This window comes from Mammaliicoccus sp. D-M19 (assembly GCF_022386695.1).
GTDB lineage: Bacteria > Bacillota > Bacilli > Staphylococcales > Staphylococcaceae > Mammaliicoccus > Mammaliicoccus sciuri.
In genome coordinates, this window is sequence record NZ_JAJNHW010000001.1 from 225939 (window position 1) to 252582 (window position 26644).

Annotated in this window: 22 protein-coding genes; 2 read left to right on the forward strand and 20 right to left on the reverse strand. The window is 32.2% G+C overall.

The genetic code is table 11. From position 1 onward, the window contains the following. Positions 1-170: 170 nt before the first annotated feature. The 18 genes from LQ675_RS01220 to bshC form a co-directional block, all read right to left on the reverse strand. Positions 171-1103 carry an LPXTG cell wall anchor domain-containing protein gene (locus LQ675_RS01220; protein ID WP_239726836.1) on the reverse strand — a complete coding sequence of 311 codons (933 nt, stop codon included), beginning with the start codon at positions 1101-1103 and terminating at the stop codon, positions 171-173. Positions 1104-1391: 288 nt separating this feature from the next. Next, positions 1392-4142 carry an isoleucine--tRNA ligase gene (gene ileS, locus LQ675_RS01225; RefSeq protein WP_239726822.1) on the reverse strand — a complete coding sequence of 917 codons (2751 nt, stop codon included), beginning with the start codon at positions 4140-4142 and terminating at the stop codon, positions 1392-1394. A gap of 201 nt (positions 4143-4343) precedes the next feature. Further along, positions 4344-4928 carry a DivIVA domain-containing protein gene (locus LQ675_RS01230; protein WP_025904594.1) on the reverse strand — a complete coding sequence of 195 codons (585 nt, stop codon included), beginning with the start codon at positions 4926-4928 and terminating at the stop codon, positions 4344-4346. An 18-nt stretch (positions 4929-4946) separates the two neighbouring features. After that, entirely contained in the window at positions 4947-5720 is a 774-nt protein-coding gene (locus LQ675_RS01235; RefSeq protein ID WP_239726809.1) for a YlmH family RNA-binding protein, read from the reverse strand. 71 nt (positions 5721-5791) lie between these two features. After that, positions 5792-6088 (reverse strand): YggT family protein, encoded by a 297-nt coding sequence (locus LQ675_RS01240; RefSeq protein ID WP_048542438.1) that lies wholly within the window; start codon positions 6086-6088, stop codon positions 5792-5794. Between the two features lie 13 nt (positions 6089-6101). Then, entirely contained in the window at positions 6102-6683 is a 582-nt protein-coding gene (locus LQ675_RS01245) for a cell division protein SepF (protein WP_107601779.1), read from the reverse strand. An 11-nt stretch (positions 6684-6694) separates the two neighbouring features. Beyond that, positions 6695-7366: a YggS family pyridoxal phosphate-dependent enzyme gene (locus LQ675_RS01250; RefSeq protein ID WP_048542436.1), complete on the reverse strand. Its 672-nt coding sequence runs from the start codon at positions 7364-7366 to the stop codon at positions 6695-6697. 8 nt (positions 7367-7374) lie between these two features. Further along, complete coding sequence (pgeF, locus tag LQ675_RS01255) at positions 7375-8166, reverse strand: peptidoglycan editing factor PgeF (RefSeq protein WP_048542433.1); 792 nt, start codon at positions 8164-8166, stop codon at positions 7375-7377. Positions 8167-8225: 59 nt separating this feature from the next. Further along, positions 8226-9383, reverse strand: coding sequence for a cell division protein FtsZ (gene ftsZ, locus LQ675_RS01260; protein ID WP_025904600.1), 1158 nt, complete (start codon positions 9381-9383; stop codon positions 8226-8228). A gap of 28 nt (positions 9384-9411) precedes the next feature. After that, on the reverse strand, positions 9412-10785 hold the full coding sequence (gene ftsA, locus LQ675_RS01265; RefSeq protein WP_048542432.1) for a cell division protein FtsA: 1374 nt from the start codon (positions 10783-10785) through the stop codon (positions 9412-9414). Between the two features lie 109 nt (positions 10786-10894). Further along, complete coding sequence (locus LQ675_RS01270) at positions 10895-11839, reverse strand: cell division protein FtsQ/DivIB (RefSeq protein WP_239726807.1); 945 nt, start codon at positions 11837-11839, stop codon at positions 10895-10897. Between the two features lie 26 nt (positions 11840-11865). Continuing rightward, entirely contained in the window at positions 11866-13215 is a 1350-nt protein-coding gene (murD, locus tag LQ675_RS01275; RefSeq protein ID WP_048542430.1) for a UDP-N-acetylmuramoyl-L-alanine--D-glutamate ligase, read from the reverse strand. 1 nt (position 13216) lies between these two features. Beyond that, positions 13217-14182, reverse strand: coding sequence for a phospho-N-acetylmuramoyl-pentapeptide-transferase (gene mraY, locus LQ675_RS01280; protein WP_048542428.1), 966 nt, complete (start codon positions 14180-14182; stop codon positions 13217-13219). 44 nt (positions 14183-14226) lie between these two features. Continuing rightward, complete coding sequence (locus tag LQ675_RS01285; RefSeq protein WP_207593108.1) at positions 14227-16491, reverse strand: penicillin-binding protein; 2265 nt, start codon at positions 16489-16491, stop codon at positions 14227-14229. Continuing rightward, a complete protein-coding gene (ftsL, locus tag LQ675_RS01290) occupies positions 16478-16858 on the reverse strand; it encodes a cell division protein FtsL (protein WP_037587528.1) in 381 nt (126 codons plus the stop codon). The genes LQ675_RS01285 and ftsL overlap by 14 nt, the downstream gene beginning before the upstream one ends. Positions 16859-16877: 19 nt before the next feature. After that, positions 16878-17813, reverse strand: coding sequence for a 16S rRNA (cytosine(1402)-N(4))-methyltransferase RsmH (gene rsmH, locus LQ675_RS01295; RefSeq protein WP_048542422.1), 936 nt, complete (start codon positions 17811-17813; stop codon positions 16878-16880). Positions 17814-17824: 11 nt separating this feature from the next. Then, positions 17825-18256 carry a division/cell wall cluster transcriptional repressor MraZ gene (gene mraZ / locus LQ675_RS01300; RefSeq protein ID WP_048542420.1) on the reverse strand — a complete coding sequence of 144 codons (432 nt, stop codon included), beginning with the start codon at positions 18254-18256 and terminating at the stop codon, positions 17825-17827. 145 nt (positions 18257-18401) lie between these two features. Further along, a complete protein-coding gene (gene bshC, locus LQ675_RS01305) occupies positions 18402-20018 on the reverse strand; it encodes a bacillithiol biosynthesis cysteine-adding enzyme BshC (RefSeq protein WP_239726794.1) in 1617 nt (538 codons plus the stop codon). Positions 20019-20152: 134 nt separating this feature from the next. Between bshC and LQ675_RS01310 the strand changes: the two genes are divergently transcribed. Beyond that, entirely contained in the window at positions 20153-20599 is a 447-nt protein-coding gene (locus tag LQ675_RS01310) for an N-acetyltransferase (protein WP_048542415.1), read from the forward strand. A gap of 48 nt (positions 20600-20647) precedes the next feature. Here LQ675_RS01310 and LQ675_RS01315 read toward each other — a convergent pair whose 3' ends face one another. Next, on the reverse strand, positions 20648-21643 hold the full coding sequence (locus LQ675_RS01315) for a YdcF family protein (protein WP_229412510.1): 996 nt from the start codon (positions 21641-21643) through the stop codon (positions 20648-20650). Between the two features lie 162 nt (positions 21644-21805). Between LQ675_RS01315 and LQ675_RS01320 the strand changes: the two genes are divergently transcribed. After that, positions 21806-22864, forward strand: coding sequence for an aminotransferase class IV (locus tag LQ675_RS01320; RefSeq protein ID WP_075577844.1), 1059 nt, complete (start codon positions 21806-21808; stop codon positions 22862-22864). Between the two features lie 336 nt (positions 22865-23200). Here LQ675_RS01320 and LQ675_RS01325 read toward each other — a convergent pair whose 3' ends face one another. Next, positions 23201-26548 (reverse strand): endo-alpha-N-acetylgalactosaminidase family protein, encoded by a 3348-nt coding sequence (locus LQ675_RS01325; RefSeq protein ID WP_275066816.1) that lies wholly within the window; start codon positions 26546-26548, stop codon positions 23201-23203. Positions 26549-26644 lie beyond the last annotated feature (96 nt).

A 26644-nucleotide genomic window follows, 5' to 3' on the forward strand; every position in this document is an offset into this window, starting at 1 on the left:
AAGAAATTTATACCTCAGATTAATTAAGGATATTATACAATGTAAATTTTTACCTATCAACACATTTTTTTACATATTTCATATTAAATAATGCCAGATATAAAATTCGTTAGACATACTATTTTCCACAAAAAACTCACGAGATTTCTATCTCGTGAGTCGCTTTTATATTAAAAGTTAGCTTTTCGCTTTAATCTATGAATACCTAATAATGATATAACTACACAAGTAAATAACAAAGTACGGAATAATGTATTTTCACTTTCACCCGTTTTAGGTAATTCTTTTTGTTGTTTATCTGATTTATTATCTGCAGCTTTAGCTTTACTGCTAGTATCCTTAGTCTTTACATCTTTATTATTATCTTCTTTTTTCACATCAACTTTTTTAGAAACATCAGAAGTTTGAGGTTCAGACTTTTGATTATTCACTGCTACTTTATTTTGATCATTAGATTTATTATTAGCTACAGCTTTATTATCTTTATTTGTATCAGATTTATTTTGATCAGTAGCATCCTTCTTATCAACTACATTACCCTGACTATTTGATTTTTTATCAACTTTAGCCGGTTGTTCTACTTTAGCAGGAACATCTTGTTTTGGTTGGTCTGACTTAGATTTATTATCAGTATTGTTTTGATTAGGCTCAGTTTGATCAGATTTAGGTTCATCTTTTGGATTATTTACATTGTTATCATCAGATGTATTATCAGACTTAGGACCAAATGTTCCACCATCTAATGGTCTAGGATGTTCACCTACAAATAGGTCAGCTGTTCGACCTTTCGATGCATAAAAATCATAGTACGCCCATTGATCCCATATATGTTTATACTTTGGATTAACTTCATTAGTTTGTACACCATTTTTAGTAATATAAAAATCAACAGGTTTTACATCAACATCCCATAATTCTCCACCTGGTTCAGGAATTGTCATTGAACCATCATAATTAACTTCAATCGCAGAAGCTTTCCCACCAGATTTAAACACATACTTCACAGGTTTGTCTTGTTTCATTTCTTCTGCATTAACTTTACCTATTAAAGGTGTTGTTACTGTTGTACATAACAATGTTGATAAAAGTATTTTCTTTAACATAAACTTCTCCCCTTTTGAATACAAATATAGTATTTTAAATTTTTAACCTTCATATAACTTTCTTATATTTTGGTTTATTTTTTTATCACCTATACTTTATCTTTATTGAAGAAATTTATACCTCAGATTAATTAAGGATATTATACAATGTAAATTTTTACCATTCAATATATTTTTTACATTTATTGTATTAAATTATGCCAGATATAAAATGCGTTAGATATACTTTTTTCTACAAAAAAACTCACGAGATTTTTATCTCGTGAGTTCGTTTTATGATTGATTATTTTATACTAAAGTTTTAACAACTGTTTGACAGCGTGGGCATAGGTTATCTAATTCGCCTACTGAACCTAGTTCGTCTGAATAGTTCCAACAGCGTTGACATTTTTCTCCGTCAGCGTGTTTCACTTTAACTTTCACATATTCATATTCTTCACCGTCTGTTAATTCATCAACGACATCTACTTTAGATACAATGAAGAGTTGTTGTAAGTCTTGGAATTGACTTAAGAATTCAACTGTATCAAAGTCTTCTGAATTTGATAATATGATGTGTGCTTCTAATGATTTACCGATTACTTTTTCATTACGTGCAACTTCTAATGCTCTGTTAACATCGTCTCTTAATTTCATCAGTTTAGACCATTTTTCCACTAATTCTGTATCAACTTCATGTGGGTTTGGCATATTTGTTAAATGAACACTTTCTTCTTCAACATGTGGAATATGTCCCCAAATTTCATCAGCTGTATGTGGAATAATTGGTGCTAAGATTTTAGTTAATTTAACTAATGTTTCATAAAGCACTGTTTGCATACTGCGACGTTTTAATGAATCTACTTGTTCGATATAAAGGATATCTTTACCGTAGTCTAAGTAGAAGTTACTTAATTCTACATTAATGAAGTTTTGAATATCTTGATAAATATCTAGATAGTCGAATGCTTCATAGTGAGATAATGTACGGCCAATAAATTGATTTAATCTATTGTGCATATATTGATCGATTTCAAGCATATCTTCATATTTCACACTATCTGTTGCTGGATTGAAATCATTCACATTACCTAATAAGAAACGGAATGTATTTCTAATTTTACGATATACATCAGAAGTTTGTTTTAAGATGTCGTTTGAGATACGTACGTCAGCTAAGTAGTCTACACTACTTACCCATAATCTTGCGATATCAGCACCCATTTGTTTAACAATTTTATCAGGAACGATTACGTTACCTAATGATTTACTCATTTTCTTACCTTCTCCGTCCATTACAAAACCGTGAGAAAGTAACATTTTGTATGGTGAGATACCTTTAGTTGCTACTGATGTTGTGATTGAAGAGTTAAACCAACCTCTGTATTGGTCACTACCTTCTAAATAAATATCAGCTGGGTATGATAATTCTGGACGTGTTTCTAACACACCTCTATGTGTTGAACCTGAATCGAACCATACGTCCATAATATCTGTTTCTTTAGTGAATTCACCATTTGGGCTACCTTCATGTGTGAAGCCTTCTGGTAATAAGTCTTTCGCTTCTCTTTCAAACCAAATATTTGAACCGTGTTGCTCGAATAGATTTGCAACATGATTAATTGTTTCTTCAGTCATGATAATATCGCCATTTTCAGCGTAGAAGACTGGTAGAGGTACACCCCATACTCTTTGACGAGAGATTACCCATTCTCCTCTATCTCTGATCATATTGTAAAGACGTGTTTTACCCCAATCGATTTTAAACTTCGTATCATCAATTGCATCTAAAATATCTTGTCTTACTTTACTGATTGAAGCGAACCATTGTTCAGTAGCTCTGAAAATAACTGGTTTTTTAGTTCTCCAGTCATGTGGATATGAGTGTTTGAAGAATGTAAGTTTTAATAATGCGCCAACTTCGTCTAATTTTTCTGTGATATTTTTATTAGCTTTATCATAGAATAGACCTTCAAATTCTCCTGCTTCTTCAGTGAAAACACCTTTATCATTAATTGGACTTAGCACACCAAGACCATATTTTTGACCTACGATATAGTCATCTTCACCATGACCTGGTGCTGTATGAACACAACCTGTACCTGCATCAGTTGTAACGTGGTCACCTAAAATTAATAATGAAGTACGATCGATAAATGGATGTTGCGCTGTTGCATATTCTAATTCAGCTCCACTGAATTCTTTATCAATTGTAATTGTTTCTTTATCCCAGTCTAACGCTTCACATACCGAATCAAGAAGTGCTTGGGCAACAACGTATTTTTTGCCTTCTACATTTACTTGTACGTAGTTCAATTTAGGATTAACAGCAATTGCTAAGTTTGATGGAATTGTCCATGGAGTTGTTGTCCAAATAATAAATGCTGCATCTTCATCTACAACACCTTTACCATCTACTACATTAAATGCTACATAGATTGAAGGTGATTTTTTATCTTGGTATTCAATTTCAGCTTCAGCTAATGAAGATTCACTTGAAGGAGACCAGTAAACTGGTTTTTTACCTTTATAGATTAAACCTTTAGCAGCCATTTCACCGAATACTCTAATTTGTGCCGCTTCAAACTCAGGTTTTAACGTAATATATGGATTATCCCAATCACCGTTTACACCTAAACGTCTAAAATCAGCTTTTTGTAATTCAATTTGTTCTAATGCAAATTCTTTACATTTTTCTCTGAATTCAGCAACTGACATTTCTTTTCTTTTAACACCTTTGTTTGTTAAAGCTTGCTCGATTGGTAAACCATGTGTATCCCAACCTGGCACGTATGGTGCATAATATCCAGACATTGCTTTTTGTCTAACGATGATATCTTTTAAAATTTTATTTAAAGCGTGACCCATGTGTAAATTACCATTAGCATATGGAGGACCATCATGAAGTATAAATGGTGTATTACCTTTATTTTTTTCTAAAATTTTATTGTATAAATCTTTCTCTTTCCACTCTTCTTGAATTTGTGGTTCTTTATTTGGTAAACCACCTCTCATTGGAAAACTTGTTTTAGGCATAAGTAACGTATCTTTGTAATCCATAAGTCTTAATCTCCTTCTTAATAAAAATAATATAAAAAAACTCTAAGCTGAAATAATAGGGACGACATACATCGCGGTACCACCCTTATTAACTCAACTTAGAGTTCACTCATTAAACATATATCTTATTCGCAAACAGGTGATACCTAAAGAAATGAATTTATTAGGCTCTCACTATCCCTAACTCGCTTTTCAATTCGTTTATTCTTCAGACTTGTCCTCTTCACTTTTAACTGCTTGATTATTTATCTGTTCTTGATTATTTTCTTCTTCTTTGTTCAAAATGTCAATATTTTCTTCAGTAACTTTTTGTTGATCGACATCATAGTTCAGTAAATAATCCCAATCTTCATTTTTCAATAAATCTAATTGCGCTTCAACTAACATGCGGAAACGTGAACGAAAGACTTTTGATTGACGTTTCATATCTTCAGTTTGGAAACTGATATGACGCGCTTTTTGAAGTGCATCATTAACGATTTGATCAGAACGTCCTTCTGCTTCTTTAATAATAGCATCTGCTTTTAAAACAGCAGTATGTTTCGTTTCTTCACTTGTTTTTTGCGCTTGTAATAATACGTCAGAGATTGTATTTTCGACTGCTTTGAATCGACTAATATTCTCTTCTTTATCATCTATAATACTTTGCAAATGCGCTTTATCTGATTTTAATTTTTCAATTTCATCACTTAAAGTTTGTAGATATCCACGTACTTCAGTTTCATCTAATCCTTTATGAACTCTACTAAATTCTTTTTGTTTGATTTCCTCTGGGGTAAATGCCATAAGTTTTCCTCCTCAGCACTATTTAAACAATGTTCGATAAGCTATTCTTATCTTGCCTTTTTTTGAAGTTCCATTATTTTGAATGATCATCGCACGTCCATATCCTTTAATAGAAATCAAGTCATTTTCTTCGACTATAAAGTCTACTTGTTCGATTTCTCTATGATTGACTTTAACGCGTTTACTTTCAATCAATTTCTTACTAATTGTTCTACTCGTATTTGTAAGGTGTTTAATGATTACATCCAATCTTAATGCACTTACAGTTGCGTCATGTGTCTGCCAATTCTCACTTGATTGTATCATATTTTGGAATGGAATAGAACTCAATTTGATTCCTGCACCTTTAATCTTTGTTAATTCCATCATAATATACGATTCAAATCTCTTTGTCAAAACAAACTGTATACGGTCATTAACAACAATATCCCCTAGTTGATTTCTATCAATCCCAAGCGACATGATCGTACCTAATACATTACGATGCGTCAATTTAACAAATTTTGAAGGATAAGTAAGTTCAATAAGCACCATCTCATAATCCTCTTCAGTAGGCACAAAATAATCAGGTGCAACTATTGCACGTTTTCTTTCTGATTCTTCATTCCCACCAAAGTAATGTACATTCAAATCATCGAAGCCACCCACGATTGTTTGTAAAATAAATTGTTCTCTAGGGTCTAGAAATTCTGTAAGCACTGGTTGGTAATTTCGTTCAGCAACTTCACATCTATTTAAAAATAAATCAATAATCTCTTTTTCTTCTTTTCTAAAGTGTTGATATATATCCATTTTGACACCTCTAATTCAATAAAAAATAGGATGTGACATTACGTCTCACCCTACTGTCATTTATCGTTTAATTATAATATTGGCATTACAGGTACAATCATATTAAATATATTGACTAAACCAACATAGAATAAACTTAACGTTATAAATGCCACGATTGATGATATGTCTAACATACCTAATGGTGGGATAATTCTTCTAAATGGTTCTAAAAATGGTTCATATATTTTCCCTAAAAATTGTCCAAATGCGCCTTCCCTAACGCCTGGTAACCATGATGTAAGGAAATAAACGATCATACCATATTGATAAATTTTAACGACGAATAATACAAAGCCTAATATCGTACTTAATAGTCCACTATCCATATCTTAATTTCCTCTATTCTTGGTAAGGTTCAACTTGTTCTAATTGCTCAGTAATTGATCCTGCTACTTCAACATTATCAGGTGTACATAAGAAGATGTCTGTTCCCACGCGTCTTATATCTCCACCAATTGCATAAACAGTACCGCTCAAGAAGTCTATAATTCTTTTAGCTGATACTTTGTCAATGCGTTGTAAGTTCACTAATGTTGTACGTCTATTTTTAAGTTCATCAGCGATATCCTGCGTATCTGAAAATACTCTTGGTTCAAATAAGCACATTTTTGAACTTTGCGCAAAATCCATATTCCCGCTCATACTAACGACATTCGTTTGAGATGAATTTGTACGTTTCTCAGTCATAGCCTCTTTCCTTTCAGGTTTTTTGAAATCACGAGAACGTTGTGATTGGTATCTAGTAGTATTTGATTTTTGTGTTGGTACACTTTTTAAAGATTGTTGTTTTGGTTTTGGTTTTTGTTCTTGTATTGATGATTCTTGTTGTGGTGCTTTCGTTTGTTCTCTTTGTGGCTCTTCGTATACTTCTTCTTCTTCATCAACTACGAAAAAGCCTTTAAATACATCTTTAATTGCCATAATTTACACTCCTATTCGCCAACTAATTTTGTACCAATTCTTATATAAGAAGCACCTTCTAATATTGCTTCATTAAAATCATTGCTCATGCCCATAGATAATTCAGTGCAAGGTGCATATGATAAGTTTAAGGATTGTACTTTCTCTTTCAATAATCTTAGTTGGTTAAAATATTGTCTTAATTTTATTTTGTCTTCAGTTAATGGTGCCATAGTCATTAAACCAACTATTTCAATATGTTTAAAATCCTTAAGCTCTTGAATAAATGGGATAACATCATCAGGCGACATACCATGTTTTGATTCTTCTCCCGAAACATTCACTTGAACAAAGCATTTTACAACATGTTCTGCACGTTTTTCAATTTCTTTAGCTAATTTTAATCTATCTAATGCATGTAAATAATCAATTTCATTAATGATGTCTTTTACTTTTCTTGTTTGTAATGATCCAATGAAATGCATGATAGCATCATCTGGAAGATGCTTTTTCTTTTCCAAAAATCCTTCAATACGATTTTCTCCAAAGTTTTTCAAGCCAGCTTCATAAGCTTCTTTAGCTCGGTCTATTGTAACATATTTTGTCACAACAATCACTTGAGGCGCCGTATTAAATTCTGATTCTTCGCTACTGTTACAAATTTGTGAATTGATTTCTAATAAATTTTCTTTTACTGATTTCAAATCTATACCTACTTTCTACCTATAAATGCAAGCATTCTACCAGTTTGTCCTTTTTCTACTCTATATGAGAAGAATAAATCTGTTTCACTGGCCGTACAATGATTCGTCTTTACGATATGTTCAGGATTAACACCATAATGTATAGCAAGTAATGCATTTGCCTGTTTTAAATCTATGCCGTATCGATCTTGTCCTCTTTGCACAATGTATGCTTCAGAGTCTATCGGTAATGTTTTGAACTTTTGATAAATGTCTTCGTTAATTTCATAACTGTCAGATGTGGATGGACCTATAACGACTCTTAAATTAGAAACGTCACCTTTATATTGTTCAATCATCTCTTTAATAATTTGGGAATATGTGCCTCTCCATCCAGCATGACAAAGACCAATATAACCATTTTGAGTATCATATAAATAGATTGGTACACAATCTGCAAAGCACATCGTTAATAATAGATCAGATTCATAAGTATAAAGTCCATCTATTCCATGTAGTTCTTCAGTTAGTGCATTGATATTTGTACCTTTATCCTTTGAAGATACTTCTCGAACTTTATTCTCATGTGTTTGAATTGGAAATACCCAATTGGCACAACTGAAGTTGATTTCATTGGCTAAAATTTGCTGATGCTTTGAAATATTATCTGGATCGTCATTGATATATCTTGCCATATTAAAAGCATTCTCTGGATATGAACTATAACCACCTTGACGAGTTGTAATACCTATCGTTAAATCATTTCTGTCATCGGCTTCATATGATAAATAATGATTATGTTGATTAAAAATCTCTTTCATTTCATCTCTCCTAACAAAAAAAGTCATCAGGACTTAGCCTGATGACTTTTTAAGTTCATTTATCGTCTAGAGCGTCTAGAACGTCTATCTTCTCTATTTCGAATGAAACTTGGAATATCACTATCATCAGTTGATTCATTTGTTGATTTATTTTCAAATGAAGCTTTTCTTCCTAGTGATTCTCCTTCTTCTCTTTTAGAAGCAGGTTCTTCTGTAGTTCCACCAAATGCACCGCCACCTTGTGGTTTACGAGCATTAGAAGGTTTGTCATTAAATCCAGTAGCAATTACTGTAACAACTAATTCGTCTTGTAATTCTGGGTTAATAACTGTACCAAATATCATGTTAACATCTTCGTCTGCTGCATCTTGAACAATATCTGCTGCTTCTTGAGCTTCAAATAGTGAAAGTGACTCTCCACCTGTAATGTTCATTAAGACACCTTGTGCGCCAACGATTGAAGTTTCTAATAATGGTGAAGAAATAGCTTTTTTAGCAGCTTCGATTGCTCTATTTTCACCAGAAGATACACCGATACCCATTAATGCTGAACCTTGGTTAGACATAATAGTCTTAACGTCAGCAAAGTCTAAGTTAACTTCACCAGAAACAGCGATTAAGTCTGAGATACCTTGTACACCTTGACGTAATACATTATCTGCTTCTTTGAATGCTTCCATCATAGGTGTTGACTTATCAACGATATCTAAAAGACGATCATTAGGAATAACGATTAATGTATCTACTGCAGCTTTCATAGATTCTACACCGGCAGCAGCTTGAGTTTGACGTTTACGTCCTTCAAAGCTAAATGGACGTGTAACAACACCAACTGTTAATGCACCCATCTCTTTTGCGATTTTAGCAACAACTGGTGCAGCACCTGTACCAGTTCCGCCACCCATACCAGCAGTAACAAATACCATGTCAGCGCCTTGAATAGCATCTTCTATTTGTTCACGTGATTCTTCAGCAGCTTTTTTACCGATTTCTGGGTTTGCACCTGCACCTAAACCACGTGTTAATTTTTCACCAATTTGAATTTTAGATGAAGCTTTAGATAAGTTTAAAGCTTGACCATCTGTATTAATAGAAATAAATTCTACATTGTTCATTCCATGATCTATCATACGGTTAACAGCGTTATTACCGCCACCACCAACACCAATTACTTTTAAAGTAGCTAAATGATTAAACCCTTGCTCAAATTCTAACATTTATTATCCTCCTAATCTTTATGACCCATCAATCAAATAACGATTTCATTAATTTTTTTAATACACTTGGCTTCTCTTCTTGACTTTCCGAATCATATTCTGCTTCGGAGACTCTGTCATGCTCAGAATTTGAAGCTTTTGCGTCATTGTTTTTGTTTGATTTCTTTTTAAACCATTGTTCATATGGTTTAGCTTTAGTTTCTTGAGTTTCTTCTTCATATGTTTCTTCTTCGACATTATCAACGTCATAATTATTCATTGTAACATAATCTAGTAGCTCATCAAAGTTAATTCCACTAGATATAGTAGATATACTAGAAGTAAACTCAGGTTTACGTATACCCATTTGAGATGGTGTATGTACACGTACTTTTTCATTAACCATATCTTGTAATAATTCTTTAATACCAAGTAAGTTTGAAGTACCACCTGTTACGATGAATCCACCGTTAACATTTGTAATACCCATATCTTGTAATAAATCAAATATTTCAAAGAAAATTTCTTCTACTCTTGATTCAATAATTTCACTTAATTCTTTTTGAGTGAATTGTGCATGACCATCTTCGTTAATTTGTTCAACACTAAAGACGTCTTGATCAGATGCAGAGTCGTAGAATGCATGTCCATATTGTTGTTTAATCTTCTCGGCATTGTCATATGTAGTATTTAATGATTTCGCAATATCAGTTGTTATGCTTCTACCTGCCATTTCAATCGTATCGGCATCAACTAAATTGCCTCTCTCATAAAAACCTACTTGCGTTAAATCTTCACCAATATCAATGACGCAAGCACCAAGTTCAACTTCTGTTGGAGATAATATAGATTGATAGTTATAAGCATCAGAAAATACTTCTAAAACATCTACTCCACAAGATTCAACACATTTAATGATGTTGATTAATAATGATTTTGATGTTGCGATAACACCTGCTTCTACTTTTAATGATTGTGTTGCAACCATTTCTTTAGGATCAGAAACTTCATGTAAGTCATCTACAATAAATTTCATTGGGAATACACCAATGACTTCAGTTTCCGGAACATCATTTAATTCCCTAATGCCCTCTAATACTGATTCTATATGACTGCCATTTATTTCAGTTTCTGTACCATCAAAAGGTATTTCAAATTTTTCGTCGTAAATCTCTGTATTCACGATAGGCATTTTTAAAAATACTTCTTTAATATCTATTCCAGATGCAATTGCTGCTTTTTTGATTGTATCTTTAATTGCTTGTTTAGCGATATCAAAATCATCTATACAACCATTTCTTATACCATTCGTATAAGTTTGCCCTGTACCTATCACGTTAATGCCATTATGAAATTTTTCTCCTACTATTACTTTTACACTCGATGAACCTATATCTAAACTAATATAGTAATGTTCCTCCATCGATAGGCACCTCCTCTAACACATGATAATCAAATTTAAACTATTATTAGTTTACATGATACTTGATTTAATGTGAACTAATTATAGGTTTATTTATTGATTTTTTTACTTATTCTTCTGATTTCTCAGTTGATTCTGGTTCTTCTCCAGATTTATCCAATTCTTTAGATAAATCTTGTAATGCTTGGTCTAATTTTTTCTGTTCTGTTTTAGTGCTTTCATCTTGTTTTGTTTCTTTTTCTGAACGCTCTTTTTGCTGTTCTTCCGTTTCATATGGTAAGAATGTCACACCAACTTGTAAATCTAAAAATCCAGGTGTTTTGAGCGCACCAGAATTGTCTCTCTCTAATTTATCAGAAATACTCGGATAATAGTTGATTTTATTCGCAAAAGTTTGAATATCTCCTACAACTTCCACATTATCTGTCATAAATAGTTGGATTCTATTCTGATTGTTCTCACCAGGTTTATAATTTATTTCCGATATCATTGATTTAACTTTAGGTTTAACCTTTTTCAATTCAGGAATCATTTTATTTAACTTTTTTGAACTAAAGTCATTCAAAATCGGAACATCAATTGGTAAATCTGTTGATAAATTTTTAATTGTTTTCCCATTTTCTAATAACGGTACGTAATATTTTTTCTCTTTAACTAATCCAATTGTTTCATACTCATTTACATTAACCGTTAAGTCATTTGGAAAATGACGTTTAATTTCAACACTTTTAACGCCTTCAATTTCTTCGATTTTCGATTTCATATCACTTACAGGGATATTGTATATTCTAGAATCTTTTTTGATATCTAAAGCTTTTTCAATATCGTTTTTAGATACGATTTCTTCACCTTTAATATCCACTTGATCAACTTTACTGATGTCTGTAAACATATACAGTAAAATCAAGATAACAAGGAGTATAACACCTATGAATACACCTAATTGAATTTGACGTCTACGTTTTCTTTTCTTCTTTAAAATTTCTAATCGTTCATCTTCCGTAGTCGTTTCAAATTGCAATATATCATCATTGTTATCAGAACTTTTATTCACGGTTGTCACTCCTTTTTTCACAATTTCTAAAATGTTGGTAAATGTTTTTGGAAACTTTCAATAAATTCGTCGCCACGAGCTTCAAATGTATCATATTGATCCCAGCTCGCACACGCTGGTGATAGTAAGACAACATCGTTAGATTGTATATAATCTTGAATCAAATTAACGGCATCTTTAACGTCATTTGCCTGCAAGACTTCTTTACCTTGACTCGCACCTAACGCTTTTAATTTATCTTTTGTTTCACCAAATGTAACCATCAAACGGACATTATCCATATAAGGTATTAAATCATCAAAGTCATTCCCTCTATCTAATCCACCACATAACCAAATGATTGGAGAATTAAATGAACTTAAGGCAAATCGTGTTGCTAAAGTATTGGTCGCTTTAGAATCATTATAATACTTGTTGCCTCTATTGTTCCCAACATATTGAAGTCTATGTTTAATACCTGAGAACGTTGTTAAAGTATGTACAACTGACTTCACGTCAACACCTGATAATAATGCAGCTAATACAGCTACAAGTACATTTTCTAAATTATGTTTACCAGGTAATACAATATCGTGCGTATTGATAATTCTTATGCCGTTATATACGACATAATCATCTTCAATATAAATGCCATTCACTTTTTGATTAGTTGAGAAATATAACATTTTAGATTTAATATCATCTGTATTAATTAAATGTCTTTGTTCATAGTTGAAAATTAAATAATCGTCTTCGGTTTGATTCTTAAAAATATTTTTCTTAGCATTCTGGTATTCTTCTAAACTACCATGATAATCTAAATGTGCTGAATAAATATTTGTAACAATCGCGATATGCGGACGATAATGTATTGTTCCTAAAAGTTGGAATGAAGATAATTCAGTAATAAGATAATCGTCTTTCGTAACCTCTTGCGCAACTTTTGATGCAACTACACCAATATTACCGGAAACTTGACCATTTACTTTACTATTACCAAACATATCACCTATTAAAGAAGTCACTGTTGTTTTACCATTTGTACCTGTAATACCGATAATAGGTGCTTCTGAAATGTAATAACTTAATTCAACTTCTGTAATGATATCCAACCCTTGATTCATCGCTTCTTGCAATAGTGGAATATTGTAAGGTATACCAGGATTTTTTACGATTAACGGTTTATTATCAAGTAATGACAATGGGTGTTCACCACTGATCACACGTATTCCTTGCTGCACTAATTCAAGTGCGTGGGGATCAGATGATAAATCTTTACCATCATTGACAGTTACATTAGCACCTAATTTATGGCATAACTTTGCACTTTCATATCCACTTTTTGCTAAACCTAAAATAAGAACAGGTTTCTCTTTTAATGCATCATATGCTTTCATATTACATTACCCCTATCCATAAACCAATTGCACCAGTAACGATACCTGTACCCCAGAATACTAATACTATTTTCCATTCACTCCAACCAACTAATTCGAAATGGTGATGCAATGGGCTCATTTTAAATATTCTTTTTCCTGTAAGCTTGAACGATGTTACTTGTAACATCACTGATAATGTTTCAATTACAAATACTAAACCGATTAATAATAATGTTATTTCTTGGTTAAGCATGATTGAAATCGTTGCGAAAATACCACCAAGCGCTAAGCTTCCAGTATCTCCCATGAACACTTTTGCTGGGTACTTGTTGTAAATTAAAAATCCAAATAAACTTGCAAGCATCACTAAACAGAATAAGCCAATTTCTGGTTTATCAAGAATAAATGATAGTGCCGCGTAAAAACCAAATGCAATGATTGATAATCCAGTTGAAAGACCATCTAATCCATCTGTTAAGTTGACAGCATTACTGAATCCAACTTGCCAAAATACTATGAATATAATATAGAAAACAGACAATGGCAATGACCAATCTGTAAACGGTATGTTAATCGCTGTTTCAAATTCATAGTTTGGTAATATAACACTTACGATATAGAATACAACGGCTATCGCAATTTGAGCTAAGAATTTTTGTTTACTTGTTAAACCTTGGTTATTTTTCTTAACGACAATAATATAATCGTCTATAAAACCAATAAGTCCAAATCCAAGTGTTACAAATAATAACAGAATGAGCGGACCTACTTGCTCAACATAAAATAACGCGATGATTGTTACAACGATTGTTGCTAATAAGAACGTTAATCCACCCATAGTTGGAGTTCCTGTTTTCTTCATATGACTCTTAGGTCCTTCTTCTCGAATACTTTGCCCAAATTTCAATTTTTTAAGTGTTGGAATTAAAACGGGTACAAGTATCAAAGTCAATAAAAACGCAATGACAGGTAGCGTAAAATTCATAATTGTTCACCTTTTCTTTTGTATATTATCTATCATCCTGTGATTTATGATTCACTAGATGTTTTTTCTTCTTTTTCTTCTTTTTCATCTTTTTTATCATCTTTACTTTTGCTTTCATCTTTAGATGTTTCTTCATCATCTGGAACTTGTCCTATTGAATCATCACCATTCGGATGATTGTTAGAAAGTGTAAACTTAACTTTAGTACCAGATTTAATTGTTTGGTTCTGACTGACAGATTGCTCAGAAACATAACCAGAACCTTCTGATTCTACTTCAATACCTGTCGCTTCTTGTAATTTTAATAAGTCTCTTTTTGTCCAATTTTCAGTATCAGGCATTGTCATTTCACCGTCAGTAACAAGTAAAATTCTTTCTTTATCTTGGACATTTTTACCTTTAAGCGGTATTTGTTTCTTAATTTTATCACCTTTACCAACTACAATTGGCTCAAGTTTTTTACCTTTTATTGCATCAGTTGCTTTTTGTGTACTCATATTAACAACATCTGGTACATCTGAAGCATTCGTTTTAGCTTTGCCTTCAGTTTCTTCTACATCTAAATATTTTAATGTATTTTCCATAATCGGATTGAAACCTCTTGACACACCATATTCATAAGCCTCTAGGTCACGTTTTTGTGCAAGTGACATACCAGCATAAACAACTACTTCAGGATCTTTAGCAGGCGCATAGCCCATAAAGCTTACGAAATACGGATTTGCACCATCTACATAACCACCGTTTTTAGTATCTGGCACTTGAGCTGTACCAGTTTTACCTGCAACTCGGTATCCATCTATTTTATAGTTTGTAGCGTGACTTTCTTTACTATTTACTACTTTATCTAATTCTGTCATCGTCTTCTTGGCTGTATCTTTAGATATTGGATTACCGACTACTTTTTTCTCGCCTTTTTTAATCGTTTCGTTACTTTCTTTGTTTTGAATCGATTTTACATAATAAGGTTCGAGCATATTACCTTGATTTAAAATTGCTGTTTCAGCTTGAAGCATTTGGACTGGTGTAACAGTAGTAGACTGACCAAATGAAGATGTCTTTCTTTGAAGTTCATTATCAAATGCAATATTCCCTGGTGCTTCACTATCAAATAAACCACCTGTTTTCTTACCAAAACCAAATTTTTCATAATATGCCTTAGCTTTATCAGCGCCAACTAAATCTTGAAGTTTCATCATTAGCGTATTCGCAGAATATGTAAAACCAGTTGTCATAGGAATATTTCCCCAACCATCATCGTTCCAATCATAAATTTTAAATCCATCTATTTCTCTATGACCAGATTTAAATTTCTTGTTTGGTTCGAATTTACCTTCTTCAATTGCTGCAGCTAAACCATATGTTTTGAATGTAGAACCTGGTTCATAAGTATTTTGATATAAATCATTTGCCCATTTTTTCCCGAAGTCTTTTTTCGTATCAGGATTAAACGTAGGTCGCTGACTGTAACCTAAAATTTCACCAGTTTTTGCATCCATTACAACCGCAAATAAATCTTTAGGTTCATAGCGGTCTACCATTTCGTCAAGTGCATTTTCAACAAAGACTTGAATATTAGAGTCTAGTGTAAGATGTACATCATCACCATTTTGAGCTTTAATACTATCTTCGCTGTTCGGAACGAGCATACCCCATATATCTTGCTTATAAGAGTTTTTACCCGTTTTTCCTTTTAAATAGCTATCAAATACTTTTTCAGCACCTGATACACCTTTTAATTTGTTGGTATCTGGATCTTTATCTGCTAAACCGATAAGATGAGATGCGAAGTTACCATTAGGATAAAATCTTTTTTTCTCCGTTTCAAAAGTCAGTCCAGGTAATTTAAGCTTTTCAATTTGTGTTTTTTGTTTATAAGTTAAATCTTTACCTTTTTGACCAAACTCAACTTGAAAGGCATTTTTAGTTTTAAGTTTACTTAAAATATCATCTTCATCCATATCAAGAATTTTAGCTAATGCTTTAGCTGTTTTTTTCTTGTCTTTTACGTGTCGAGGCTTATCGCTACCTTCGCTCATTTTTTTATCTAATATTGCCACTAATTTATAACTATCTGTATCTTCGGCAAGCACTTTACCATTACGATCATAAATTTTCCCACGTTCAGGTTCTGCAACTGTTTGTCTTAAATATTTTTCACTTGCCCTGTACGCTAAATCTTCACCAGCTGAGTGACCACTGATCATTAAATACGAATATCTTACGGCCAATATAAAAAAGAGCAGTCCGAAAAAACTTACTAAGAGGACTGCTCCTATTTTATTTTTCTTTATTTTAATTTTGGGCATCACTACGCACTACCTTTACATTGTCATTATTCAACTTTAGACCGTAGTCTTCAGCTTTTTCGTAGATGCGTTCGTATGACGATTGTTTCATTGATTCCGTCTTCAAATCACTGTTTGTTGTTTGTTGTTGCTCAATTTTACTGTCTAATTCTGCGATTTGTGTCTTGTTATTATACGCATCCATTTTTAAAGATAGCATATAAATACTTATCAACGCAATCATAGTTATTAATGATATGTATACGACTTTTTCGATCCTCGATATTCCTACTACCTTGGTCTTTTTTACTTTTTTCTTTTGTGGTTCGAGTTGTGGCTCTTGCCACTCATCAGGTCTATAATTCGGATATACTCTTTCTACTGCCATTCAATTGCCACTCCTCTGTTTACTTCAAAATTTCCGCAACTCTTAACTTTGCACTTCTCGCTCTATTGTTATGCTCAAGTTCTTGTTCATCAGAAATAATTGGTTTTTTGTTTACTCTTTTTAGTTTCGGCTTGTACGCTTCCGGTATAACCGGCAATCCCCTTGGTACATCTGGGCCTTTTTCATATTCTTGAAAGACTTGTTTACACAAACGATCTTCTAAAGAATGGAATGTAATAACTGAAATTCTTCCGCCAACTTTAACGTGTTGTATTGCTGCTTCAATAGATGTTTCAAATGCACCTAATTCATCATTAACTGCTATTCTAATCGCTTGGAAGACACGTTTAGCAGGATGTCCACCCTTTCTACGTTTAGCTGCTGGAATACCTTCTTTAATTAAATCCACTAGTTCGAAAGTCGTTTCTATAGGTGCTTGTTCTCTTCTTGTTTCAATCTTTCTAGCTATTTGTTTTGAAAATTTCTCTTCACCATATCTAAAAAAGATTTTGACAAGTTGTTCATATGACCATTCATTTACCACTTCATATGCTGATAAAGATTGTGATTGATCCATTCTCATGTCTAACTTAGCATCATAATGGTAACTAAATCCTCGTTCTGGTGTGTCAAGTTGTGGACTGGATACACCAAGGTCATAAAGTACACCATCTACTTTACTAATATGTAGTTCTTCTAATATATGTTCTAAATTTCTAAAGTTGTTTTGTACAAAAATTACTTTATGCATATGGTCCTTTAAGATACCTTTAGCATGTTCAATCGCAGTTTCATCTTGATCGATTGCTATAAGTCGGCCTTGGTCATTCAATTGTTCAACTAGGTACAAACTATGACCAGCTCCACCTAATGTACAATCAACGTAAGTACCATCTGGTTTTATGTCTAATTTATCTACTGTTTCTTTCAATAGTACGGATACGTGATGAAACATTTAATTCACTCCTAAAAATCAAAGTCAATGAGATCTTCCGCAATGTCCTCAAAATTGTCTTCAGATTCATCATAAAATTCATTCCACGTAGAACGATCCCATATTTCAATTCGGTTAGAAACACCAATAACAGTACATTCTTTACTTAAATTAGCGTAACTTCTTAAATTTTGAGGGATGTTAATACGTCCTTGTTTGTCTAGTTCTACTTCAATCGCACCTGAGAAGAACATTCTCATGAATTTACGGGCATCTTTTTTTGTTATAGGTAAGGTTTTGAGTTTTTCTTCGATGCGCGCCCACTCTTCAAGTGTGTAGCCAAACAAACATTTATCTAGGCCCCTAGTGATAATAAAACGTTCGTTCAAATCATATCTGAATTTAGAAGGCACAATCATACGCCCTTTTGTATCCAATTGATGTTGATATTCACCCATGAACATTTTATCTCACCTCACCTTATTTATAATTTACCACATTCCCCCACAATCCTCCACTATTTATACAAGATTTCTTAAAATTTGTGTAAATAGTAAAAAAAACACCCAATTTACGATTTTGTAAATTGGGTGTTAATCCTTGTTATGACTATAGTTCAAGCGTTATATGTTTAAAAGTGTAACGAAGTGGTGGATAAGTGGAGGGACTGAACATAGTAATCCCAAATTGATTCATTACTTGAATAGGACTCCACACTCTTTCTTGTAATCCGTGGTGAGGATGTAATGTATGCTCCACTATTTCAAAATGTCTCATACTAATTTCATTTTCTCTTTCGATATTTAATAAATATCTATCTATTAAATATTGATATTGGTGCTGATGTATTTGATTATTTTTTTCGACTAATTTTCTGTTTTGATAATCATCGCCAATTTCTTTAATCAGTTTTTGATGAAATTGAGATTGGCTTTCTTTCATTTCTTCGATTTCTCTTAATACTTCATCAGAAGCTTTTGCTCTAATAAATTTTTCTTTATCGTTTTGAATACCATCTACTAAAACAGTATCTAGATCTAAGTTATAGTTATCGATACATTTTTTTGCTTCTTGCGTTAAATAACTAATTCGCATACGAGGTGTAACTATAGGCATTTCAATATTAAATAAATTGAATACACCTTTCAGTTCACCCCAATAAACAATTTCGCTTGGCCCACCAATGAAACTTAATGTATTAAATAAATATTCCTCCATTAGAGGTCTTGTTACGACATTATTAGAAAATCGTTCAGGATGTTCTTCTACAAGACTAAGCAATTCATCTTTTGTAAAAGTTACGTCTGTATCTTTATTTAAATAGAACTTTTCATTTTCACACATAATGAGCTGTCTTTTATCGTCATACTCATAGAATAAGTGAACATTGCCATCGGTTAAAATCATGCGCTTCTTAATAACTCCAGCAAATTGGTCTTGTGTAGTTCTAAATGCTGAATCTACCGCTTCATGATTTTCAATAATTTCCTTGAAGAATGGTACTTCTAATGTTCTTAGTTCTGGATCATTTGCATCAATTAATAACAAACCATATTCTTTAAATACTTCATGTGTCATAACCTTAAAAATTTCACTCCATGATTCAGAAGACTCGATTGCTTTATGAATCAATAATTGAATATCTTTAGAGTGAACAGTCTCCCCGATAGAACTGAACATGTCGTTTAAAGCATCTTTGATCAATGCTTTATCAAAATGATAATGAGAAACACTCTTTTCTGGTGGTTCTAACGTACTATATTTTACTTTATTTAACTGTCTTGAAATACGATCATACGCATATGTATGATTCACTTCATCAAAATCATGATCTTCGCCTGCTATCCAAAAAACAGGAATGACTGGCGTATTTAATTTTTCACTTTGTTCGTTTGCTAAAACGATAATCGAAATGATTTTATGGAATGTATATAAAGGACCAGTAAAGAGTCCGGCTTGTTGACCACCTATAATGACTTTGTGACCATGTTTTAAATTTTCAATATTTTCAAGTTGTTTATCTGTTAAATTTAATTGAGACATATAATTAAATATGACTTTTGAAAGTGCTTCTTCTCTGCCATTAGCTGATAAATTCGAACGTTTTTCGAATTCAGATTGGTCTCCTGGTTTATATCCATAAAAGTTTATAATTTCAGTATTATGATTTGTATATCTCTCTATAAAACTATTTTGTTGATCAATTACAGTCTTCTTACAGTCCATACGAGTCTTTCTCCTTCGAAATTAATTACTATCAATAGTATAAAGATTGTAGATAAATAAAACAATCTAACGGCTTATAATTTAAAATTTTATTCAAATGAAGTATAATTAAGGAAAGAACAAGGGGGATTATCATGGCTAAAGTAGAACATTTACAAATTAATTACAAAACTGAAGAAGCATTCGAACAATTTCGTAACTTCGGAAACGAAGGTTTATATATGGTTGAAGAATTAAAAGGAAAAATGATCGATGCTAGTTCAGATTCACCATTTTACGGTATTTATGTTGGCGACAAATTAGTTGCAAGAATGTGTTTATTTAAACAAGATGAAGTAGAAAAAACATACTTCCCAGCATTTTATGATTACCACATTTTATGGAAATTAGAAGTATTAAGAGATTATCAAGATAGAGGATACGGCAAACAATTATTAGATTATGCTAAAAGCTTCGATTTACCAATCAAATGTATTGCCCGTAATCAATCCAAAGATTTCTTCTTAAATCACGGTTTCCAAGATATCGAGCAACAAAATCAATCCGGTGAAGACATTGTTATATGGACACCAGATAAATAAAATACTAAAAGTCCCGTAGAGTCTGTGCTCTACGGGACTTTTAGTATTTTATATTCCCCACAATGTGTAGGAAGTAACTGCCAATAATAATATAATTATGATTAGTGCATGCGTCTTTTTAAACATATAAATGATTGCTAAATATTCTCTAATGTATGCATTTGGATAGAAATAAGATTTCGATGATCCACCCGTAACGCTTGCGTTCATTTTAACTTTCTTGGATAAAAATGCTGCTCTTAAAATATGAAAATGATTAGAAACAATTGTTGCAAGTGCATGTTTTTTATAAGTGTCCATTTTCTTCATAGAGAACACTAAATTTTCTTCTGTGTTAGTAGATTTGTCTTCCATTATAATTTCTTCATTACGTATACCTTGTTCCACTAAATATCGTCTCATCGCTTCAGCTTCACTGATTGCTTCATCCGAACCTTGACCACCACTTACAATCATTTTAGTATCTAAACTTTTTCGTTTTAATTTAATCGCTTTATCTAATCTCGCTTTCAAAAGTGGTGTTACTCTTTCGCCTATAATCCCTGCACCTAATACGATAATAAAATCTTGTTTCTTTCTTTTTGAAATACCACTTACAATCCAAGCATATAAGTTATGCAATATAAATATTAAATTTAAATAGTAAAACAAAGTTGAAATGGCAATTAATATTAATCCGTTCCATAATTCTACTAATAGATATGGTTTAAAAATAATGATTAAAAAATTAATTAAGATGAAAGAACCGTAACCAATGACAATCATGTTTGTTACAATTTTTCCTTCATTTGCTATTCGTTTTCTAGTATTTAATAAGGCTAAGAGCATTACCACAATAACAATTAAACAGTAAATAATATTAGCTATGATTATATAATTAATATTTAGATTTAAACCCAATGCTGGCACAATGATTTCAATCAATATCGTACTCATTAAACTGATAATGAATAGTCCTAATAAGAAGACATTTTTATATTGTCTAAAATCCACTATATAACTAATTATAAATAGAATTAAAAATGCTAACGTAACAAACATCATCGTCACCTCCTAGCCTATTATTTTCACAATCAAAGTATATCATCATAACCGACAAGATACACATAAAATTATTTTCAGAATTTTCAAAATAAATATTGAATTAGGTCAATATAGCTGATATACTATTTCACATTACTTACTTAAATATAGGAGGCAATTTATATGGAATATCAATCATCAAGTAGTCAAACAATGGACGAATGTGGATCCACTTTTGGTAACAAAATGTTAACAATGTCGTATCAAGCATCAAAAGGATGGTCTTCTCCTATCATTAAAGATTATGCACCTATCACTATTTCTCCAAGTGCACAATGTCTTCATTATGGTCAAACTGTTTTTGAAGATATGATTGCCTATCAAATCAATGACAATATTCATATCTTTAAACCTTTCGAACACTTTGAAAAGTTCAATCAATCATTGAATCGAATCGAAATGCCAGCTATAAATAAAAACGCATTACTTTTCGGTATCCAACACCTTATTAATCAAGAACGTCAACTATTCGATTTACATGAACATCACCCTGTTAACATTAGAACAGTTATGTTTGCATCAGAGAATAAATTAGGTGTTAGTAAATCTGATACATATGAACTCATTACGTTCTTATCTCCACTACCTAAAAAGCTGAATTGCCAAACACCAGAACTTATAAAAGCACACGTAGAAGATGAATATGTTAAATCTGTTACAGGTGGTGCTGGTTTTACACAATTTGGTGGTAACTACGCCGCTTCTTACGCTGCAAAATCTAAAGCAGCTCAATTTGGATACGACCATGTACTATGGCTAGATGGAACAGGGAGATCTTATATAGAAGAATTAAATAATATGAACATTTTCTTTGTTATCAATCATACACTGATTACGCCAGCTTTAGATGGTATTACAGTACCAGGTGTAACTCGACAATCAGTTATTGATTTAGCAAAAGAATTAGGCTATCAAATAGAAGAAAGACAAATTAGCATTGAAGAAATTCTTCAATCATATAAAGATGGATTATTAACAGAAGTATTTAGTACGAGTACTTTGAATGCCATCACTCCTGTTTGTGAAATCAAATATAAAGACAATATTTTAACAATTCATAACAATAAAATCGGACCTATTACACAACATTTATTTACAACTTATACATTTATTCAGCAAGGTAAGCTTCCTGATATACATCAATGGAACTATACAATAGAACGAGAACCAATTGAAATGTAATAGCTGTAAAAGACTGGCACAAGAAATGTACCAGTCTTTTTTATATGGAAAAATCAAGGTGAACGTGAGGTTCTATATTGCTTGTTTGTGGTGTCTTGCAATATTCGGTGCTTCTATGTTGCTAGTCAGCCTCGTCTTACAATATTGGTAATGTCTATTTATCTTGTTTGCTCTGTCTTGATAAATTCGAGGCGCCTATTTATCTTGTTTCACCAGTCTTGATAAATACAAGGTCCTCAATATTGCTTGTCACGCCTCACTTGCAATATTCAGACCCCTATTTCTGAAAATATGGAAAAGAGTCTAGAACATTTCTGTCCCAGACCCATTTTTAAATTATTTCTCTTTCACTTCTTTAATGACTAAATTATCTAATACGAAATCTTTTGTCCCTTCAAAGTTCACTTGACCTTCATTTTTAACACCTTTATTGTCTGCCTTTTTATCTGTTGATGCTATGCCAATCCATGTTTGACCATTTTTATGACCTTTAATTTTTGTTTTAAATTGACGATGTTTCTTACTTTCTACAGTACCTTTCAATGGTGTTTCTTTGTATTTTTGATTATCAATACTGTCGCTACCTGTAGCAAAAGCATATGTGTCATCAGATCCTGCTTCATAATCAAACGAAACTTCATATGTCTTATTTGGTTCAAATCTAAAGTTTTGCGGTATCGTTTGATAAGCAAGTTTATTCTTTTCTACTTGACCATTAATTTTTAATGACCATGTACCGTCGATAACATCACTTATACGTTTATTATTCCATCCGCGTTGTGTATATGGGGCATGTTTTTCAGATAAGTGTGTTCTATTATCTTCTACGCCTTCAATATCAGACACAACAAATGGGAATATGCCTTGAGGTACTTTTTCGAAATTTTGTTTAAACACTTTATCTTGTGAATATAATTGTTGATCATTTACGAAAATTCGAATGTCATCAAAATAAGTGAGACCTTCGCCTTTATCTCTAGAAATTGTTAAAATTGCTTTACCATTTTTAGGTGCTTTAAAGTGCACATACATATTTTGGAAGTAACTATCGTTACCTTTAGTTGCTGATTCTTTAGTTGTATTATGAGCGTTAGCTTTAACATAATTTTTAGCAATGGATTTAGTAGTATAATTTTGATGTGTTGTACCATCTGCATCTACTCTAATACGTGCTTTATGATCACTTCGATTATCCACACCTACATATACTGCATATTGTTTACCTGGTTTCAAATCTGTTAATTTTTGTTTCAATACAACATTTTTCTTCGGATTGTTAATCGTTAACATATTGTCGCTACTGTTTGATTTCGTAATAGAAACATCTTTTTTAGATCCTTTAATTTTCCAATCTTTAAGATTTTCTGCATTAAATCCTGGATCTTTAATGTGCATATCTTCTCCGTATTTCACTTTCTCTTTATGTTGTTTTGATTTATACAATACATATGGTGTATTCGCTTTGACATTGCTTAAGGTAACTTTACCATCTTTAACACGAACATTATCAACATATTGGCGACCATGCTCAGTTAATTGGTATAATTTTAAATGCTTACTGTTCCAACCTTTTGGTAATTCCCAAGTTGATTCTCCACCATCTTCATTATAATGATAAAGTTTTTGTTTCTTACTGCTTAATTGCTTACCATTTTCATCCCAGTTCCACGGAATTAAATATTTATTGCCATCCAATATTTTTTGACCATTTAATGTGATCGTTCTAGATCTATAATTTTCTTTATCATGTTCATAATCATTAGATTTACGCTTAATAACTACTTTGTCTTTACCATTTTTTAATTGGATTTCCATTTCAGGTGTCCAATCAACAGTTTGGTCATTTGCTGTCATTTTGACTGGCTTGCCATCTACCCACTTCGTAACTTCAAAGTGCTGTAGGTATTTCGTAGATAAATTTGTTTTAAAAATATTATTAATGTATTCATCAAAGTTGTTTCTACCTTGCCAACCTTCAAAGTCTTTCATATCATATCCACCGAGTAATGGATAATCAGCTGCACCTGAATAAGTTTGGTAATTACCTACCCAAGAGTCTTTCTCGTGGTTTCGAATAAATCTTGCGACTTTTGAATTAATACCTTTGTTTTCATAACCACCATAAGTTAAATCTGCAGCCCAATGTTGGAATGTTGAATCATATTCCATACCGTGCCCCCATTCAACAGCCACTCTCCAACCTAAATCTTGAATTTCTTTTGCTAATTGATGGGACATCCAAGCTTGGTTATCACCTGATTGACCATTGCCCCATACATCTACATAAATAAAGTTTAAATCTTTACCTACTTTATCTTTAAAAGCCTTTAATCGATCTTTTCTACCATGCAACATATCATATTTTGCATCAATGTTAATACCTTGATCTAACCAATTCCAACCATAATTATACGTACCGTCTTCATTTTTTCTTAAACGGTCAGGATTAAATGCTTTAGACTCTGGATATGTTTCACTCGCATTAATATGTACACCAAACTTTGCACCATATTTCTTACCGTTCTTAAGTAATTTCTTCATATCTTCAGCGCCACCGATACGTTGACCAATATTATCATAATCAAGATGACCAGAATCGTGACCCTCATTACCATATCCTTTTAATATAATTGACTGACCTAATCCATCTGTATTTAAATTAACTTTTTTAACACCATCAAGCGATTTTAAGAATGGATTTTGTGCTTGTGAACCGAAATTCATTGCGATACGGTGTGCAACTAAATCTGGTACAGATTCTGAACCTGTCGGATGATTCATGATAGCTCTATATGCAATAGCACCATCTTGCCAGTCTGTTTTTCCATCACCATTTTCATCATCCGTTATAACAACTTTTGTTTTTGGCATTAAATGTTGTTCTTTAGCATTTTCATAACTTTGACCCGGCTGCAATATCCATTTAGAACTAGATAAACCGACATATTTATCTTTATCTACTTGTTTAGAAGTCGCATTTATTCTCGTATAATCAAGCTCTCCTGTTCCTTCAGAATGTTGTGAATTACTCCAAACACCTGCACTCGTCTTATCGTTTGAAACAAAACCATACATCATTGGATAATTAAAATCATCTTCAATATCTTTATTGACTTTAAAGTTTTTGTCGCCACTTTTCATCGTATTTGTAGACATACGTGTTGTTTGTAAGTTAGCATTTTTCTGTTTAGAATTCACAGAAACTAATGAATGATTAGGTATCTCAAAATCTTTTATAACAGTATCATCACTTTTACCATCCAACTTATTTTGGTAATCCTTCATATCAAAATGCAATTGGTTATCTTTAACTTTCATCTCAATTGTAAATTCAGCATCTATTTTTTTATCCTTATTAGAAGCAATTAATTGATATTGAGCTGCATGCGCATTAATTTTTTTATACTTAACTTTCGGTTGAACCGATTTACCATTCACTTTAATCGTCTTAATCTCTTTAACTTGACCATCCATCTTTTTACCATTTTTCAAAGTATATTCAATAGCCCTTGGAAACGATTTATCAACCTTCACTTTCATCTTATTACTCTTTAATACGTCCCCTTTGACTTTTGCTTCTACATGATGATTCATCAGTGTTAATAAACTTAACAACATAACTGAAACAATTGAAACGACAAACAGTTTTTTCCTCCATACAAATGTTTTATTACTTAAATTCAAATTAAACACCCCTTATTAAAATTTGAAAACTTACATTAATTGTAGACTTTTATCTTATGATAGTCTAGCGTTTTTGTTCTATATTGTTTGATTTTA

Excerpts from the sequence above, each read along its gene's own strand:
- LQ675_RS01245 (WP_107601779.1), bottom strand. The coding sequence starts at position 6,683 with ATGGCAATTAAAGATGTATTTAAAGGCTTTTTCGTAGTTGATGAAGAA.
- LQ675_RS01320 (WP_075577844.1), top strand. The coding sequence starts at position 21,806 with ATGGAATATCAATCATCAAGTAGTCAAACAATGGACGAATGTGGATCC.
- mraY (WP_048542428.1), bottom strand. The coding sequence starts at position 14,182 with ATGAATTTTACGCTACCTGTCATTGCGTTTTTATTGACTTTGATACTT.
- ileS (WP_239726822.1), bottom strand. The coding sequence starts at position 4,142 with ATGGATTACAAAGATACGTTACTTATGCCTAAAACAAGTTTTCCAATG.
- LQ675_RS01240 (WP_048542438.1), bottom strand. The coding sequence starts at position 6,088 with ATGGATAGTGGACTATTAAGTACGATATTAGGCTTTGTATTATTCGTC.
- mraZ (WP_048542420.1), bottom strand. The coding sequence starts at position 18,256 with ATGTTCATGGGTGAATATCAACATCAATTGGATACAAAAGGGCGTATG.
- ftsL (WP_037587528.1), bottom strand. The coding sequence starts at position 16,858 with ATGGCAGTAGAAAGAGTATATCCGAATTATAGACCTGATGAGTGGCAA.
- LQ675_RS01220 (WP_239726836.1), bottom strand. The coding sequence starts at position 1,103 with ATGTTAAAGAAAATACTTTTATCAACATTGTTATGTACAACAGTAACA.
- ftsA (WP_048542432.1), bottom strand. The coding sequence starts at position 10,785 with ATGGAGGAACATTACTATATTAGTTTAGATATAGGTTCATCGAGTGTA.
- bshC (WP_239726794.1), bottom strand. The coding sequence starts at position 20,018 with ATGGACTGTAAGAAGACTGTAATTGATCAACAAAATAGTTTTATAGAG.
- rsmH (WP_048542422.1), bottom strand. The coding sequence starts at position 17,813 with ATGTTTCATCACGTATCCGTACTATTGAAAGAAACAGTAGATAAATTA.
- ftsZ (WP_025904600.1), bottom strand. The coding sequence starts at position 9,383 with ATGTTAGAATTTGAGCAAGGGTTTAATCATTTAGCTACTTTAAAAGTA.
- LQ675_RS01235 (WP_239726809.1), bottom strand. The coding sequence starts at position 5,720 with ATGGATATATATCAACACTTTAGAAAAGAAGAAAAAGAGATTATTGAT.
- LQ675_RS01285 (WP_207593108.1), bottom strand. The coding sequence starts at position 16,491 with ATGCCCAAAATTAAAATAAAGAAAAATAAAATAGGAGCAGTCCTCTTA.
- LQ675_RS01230 (WP_025904594.1), bottom strand. The coding sequence starts at position 4,928 with ATGGCATTTACCCCAGAGGAAATCAAACAAAAAGAATTTAGTAGAGTT.
- pgeF (WP_048542433.1), bottom strand. The coding sequence starts at position 8,166 with ATGAAAGAGATTTTTAATCAACATAATCATTATTTATCATATGAAGCC.
- LQ675_RS01310 (WP_048542415.1), top strand. The coding sequence starts at position 20,153 with ATGGCTAAAGTAGAACATTTACAAATTAATTACAAAACTGAAGAAGCA.
- murD (WP_048542430.1), bottom strand. The coding sequence starts at position 13,215 with ATGAAAGCATATGATGCATTAAAAGAGAAACCTGTTCTTATTTTAGGT.
- LQ675_RS01315 (WP_229412510.1), bottom strand. The coding sequence starts at position 21,643 with ATGATGTTTGTTACGTTAGCATTTTTAATTCTATTTATAATTAGTTAT.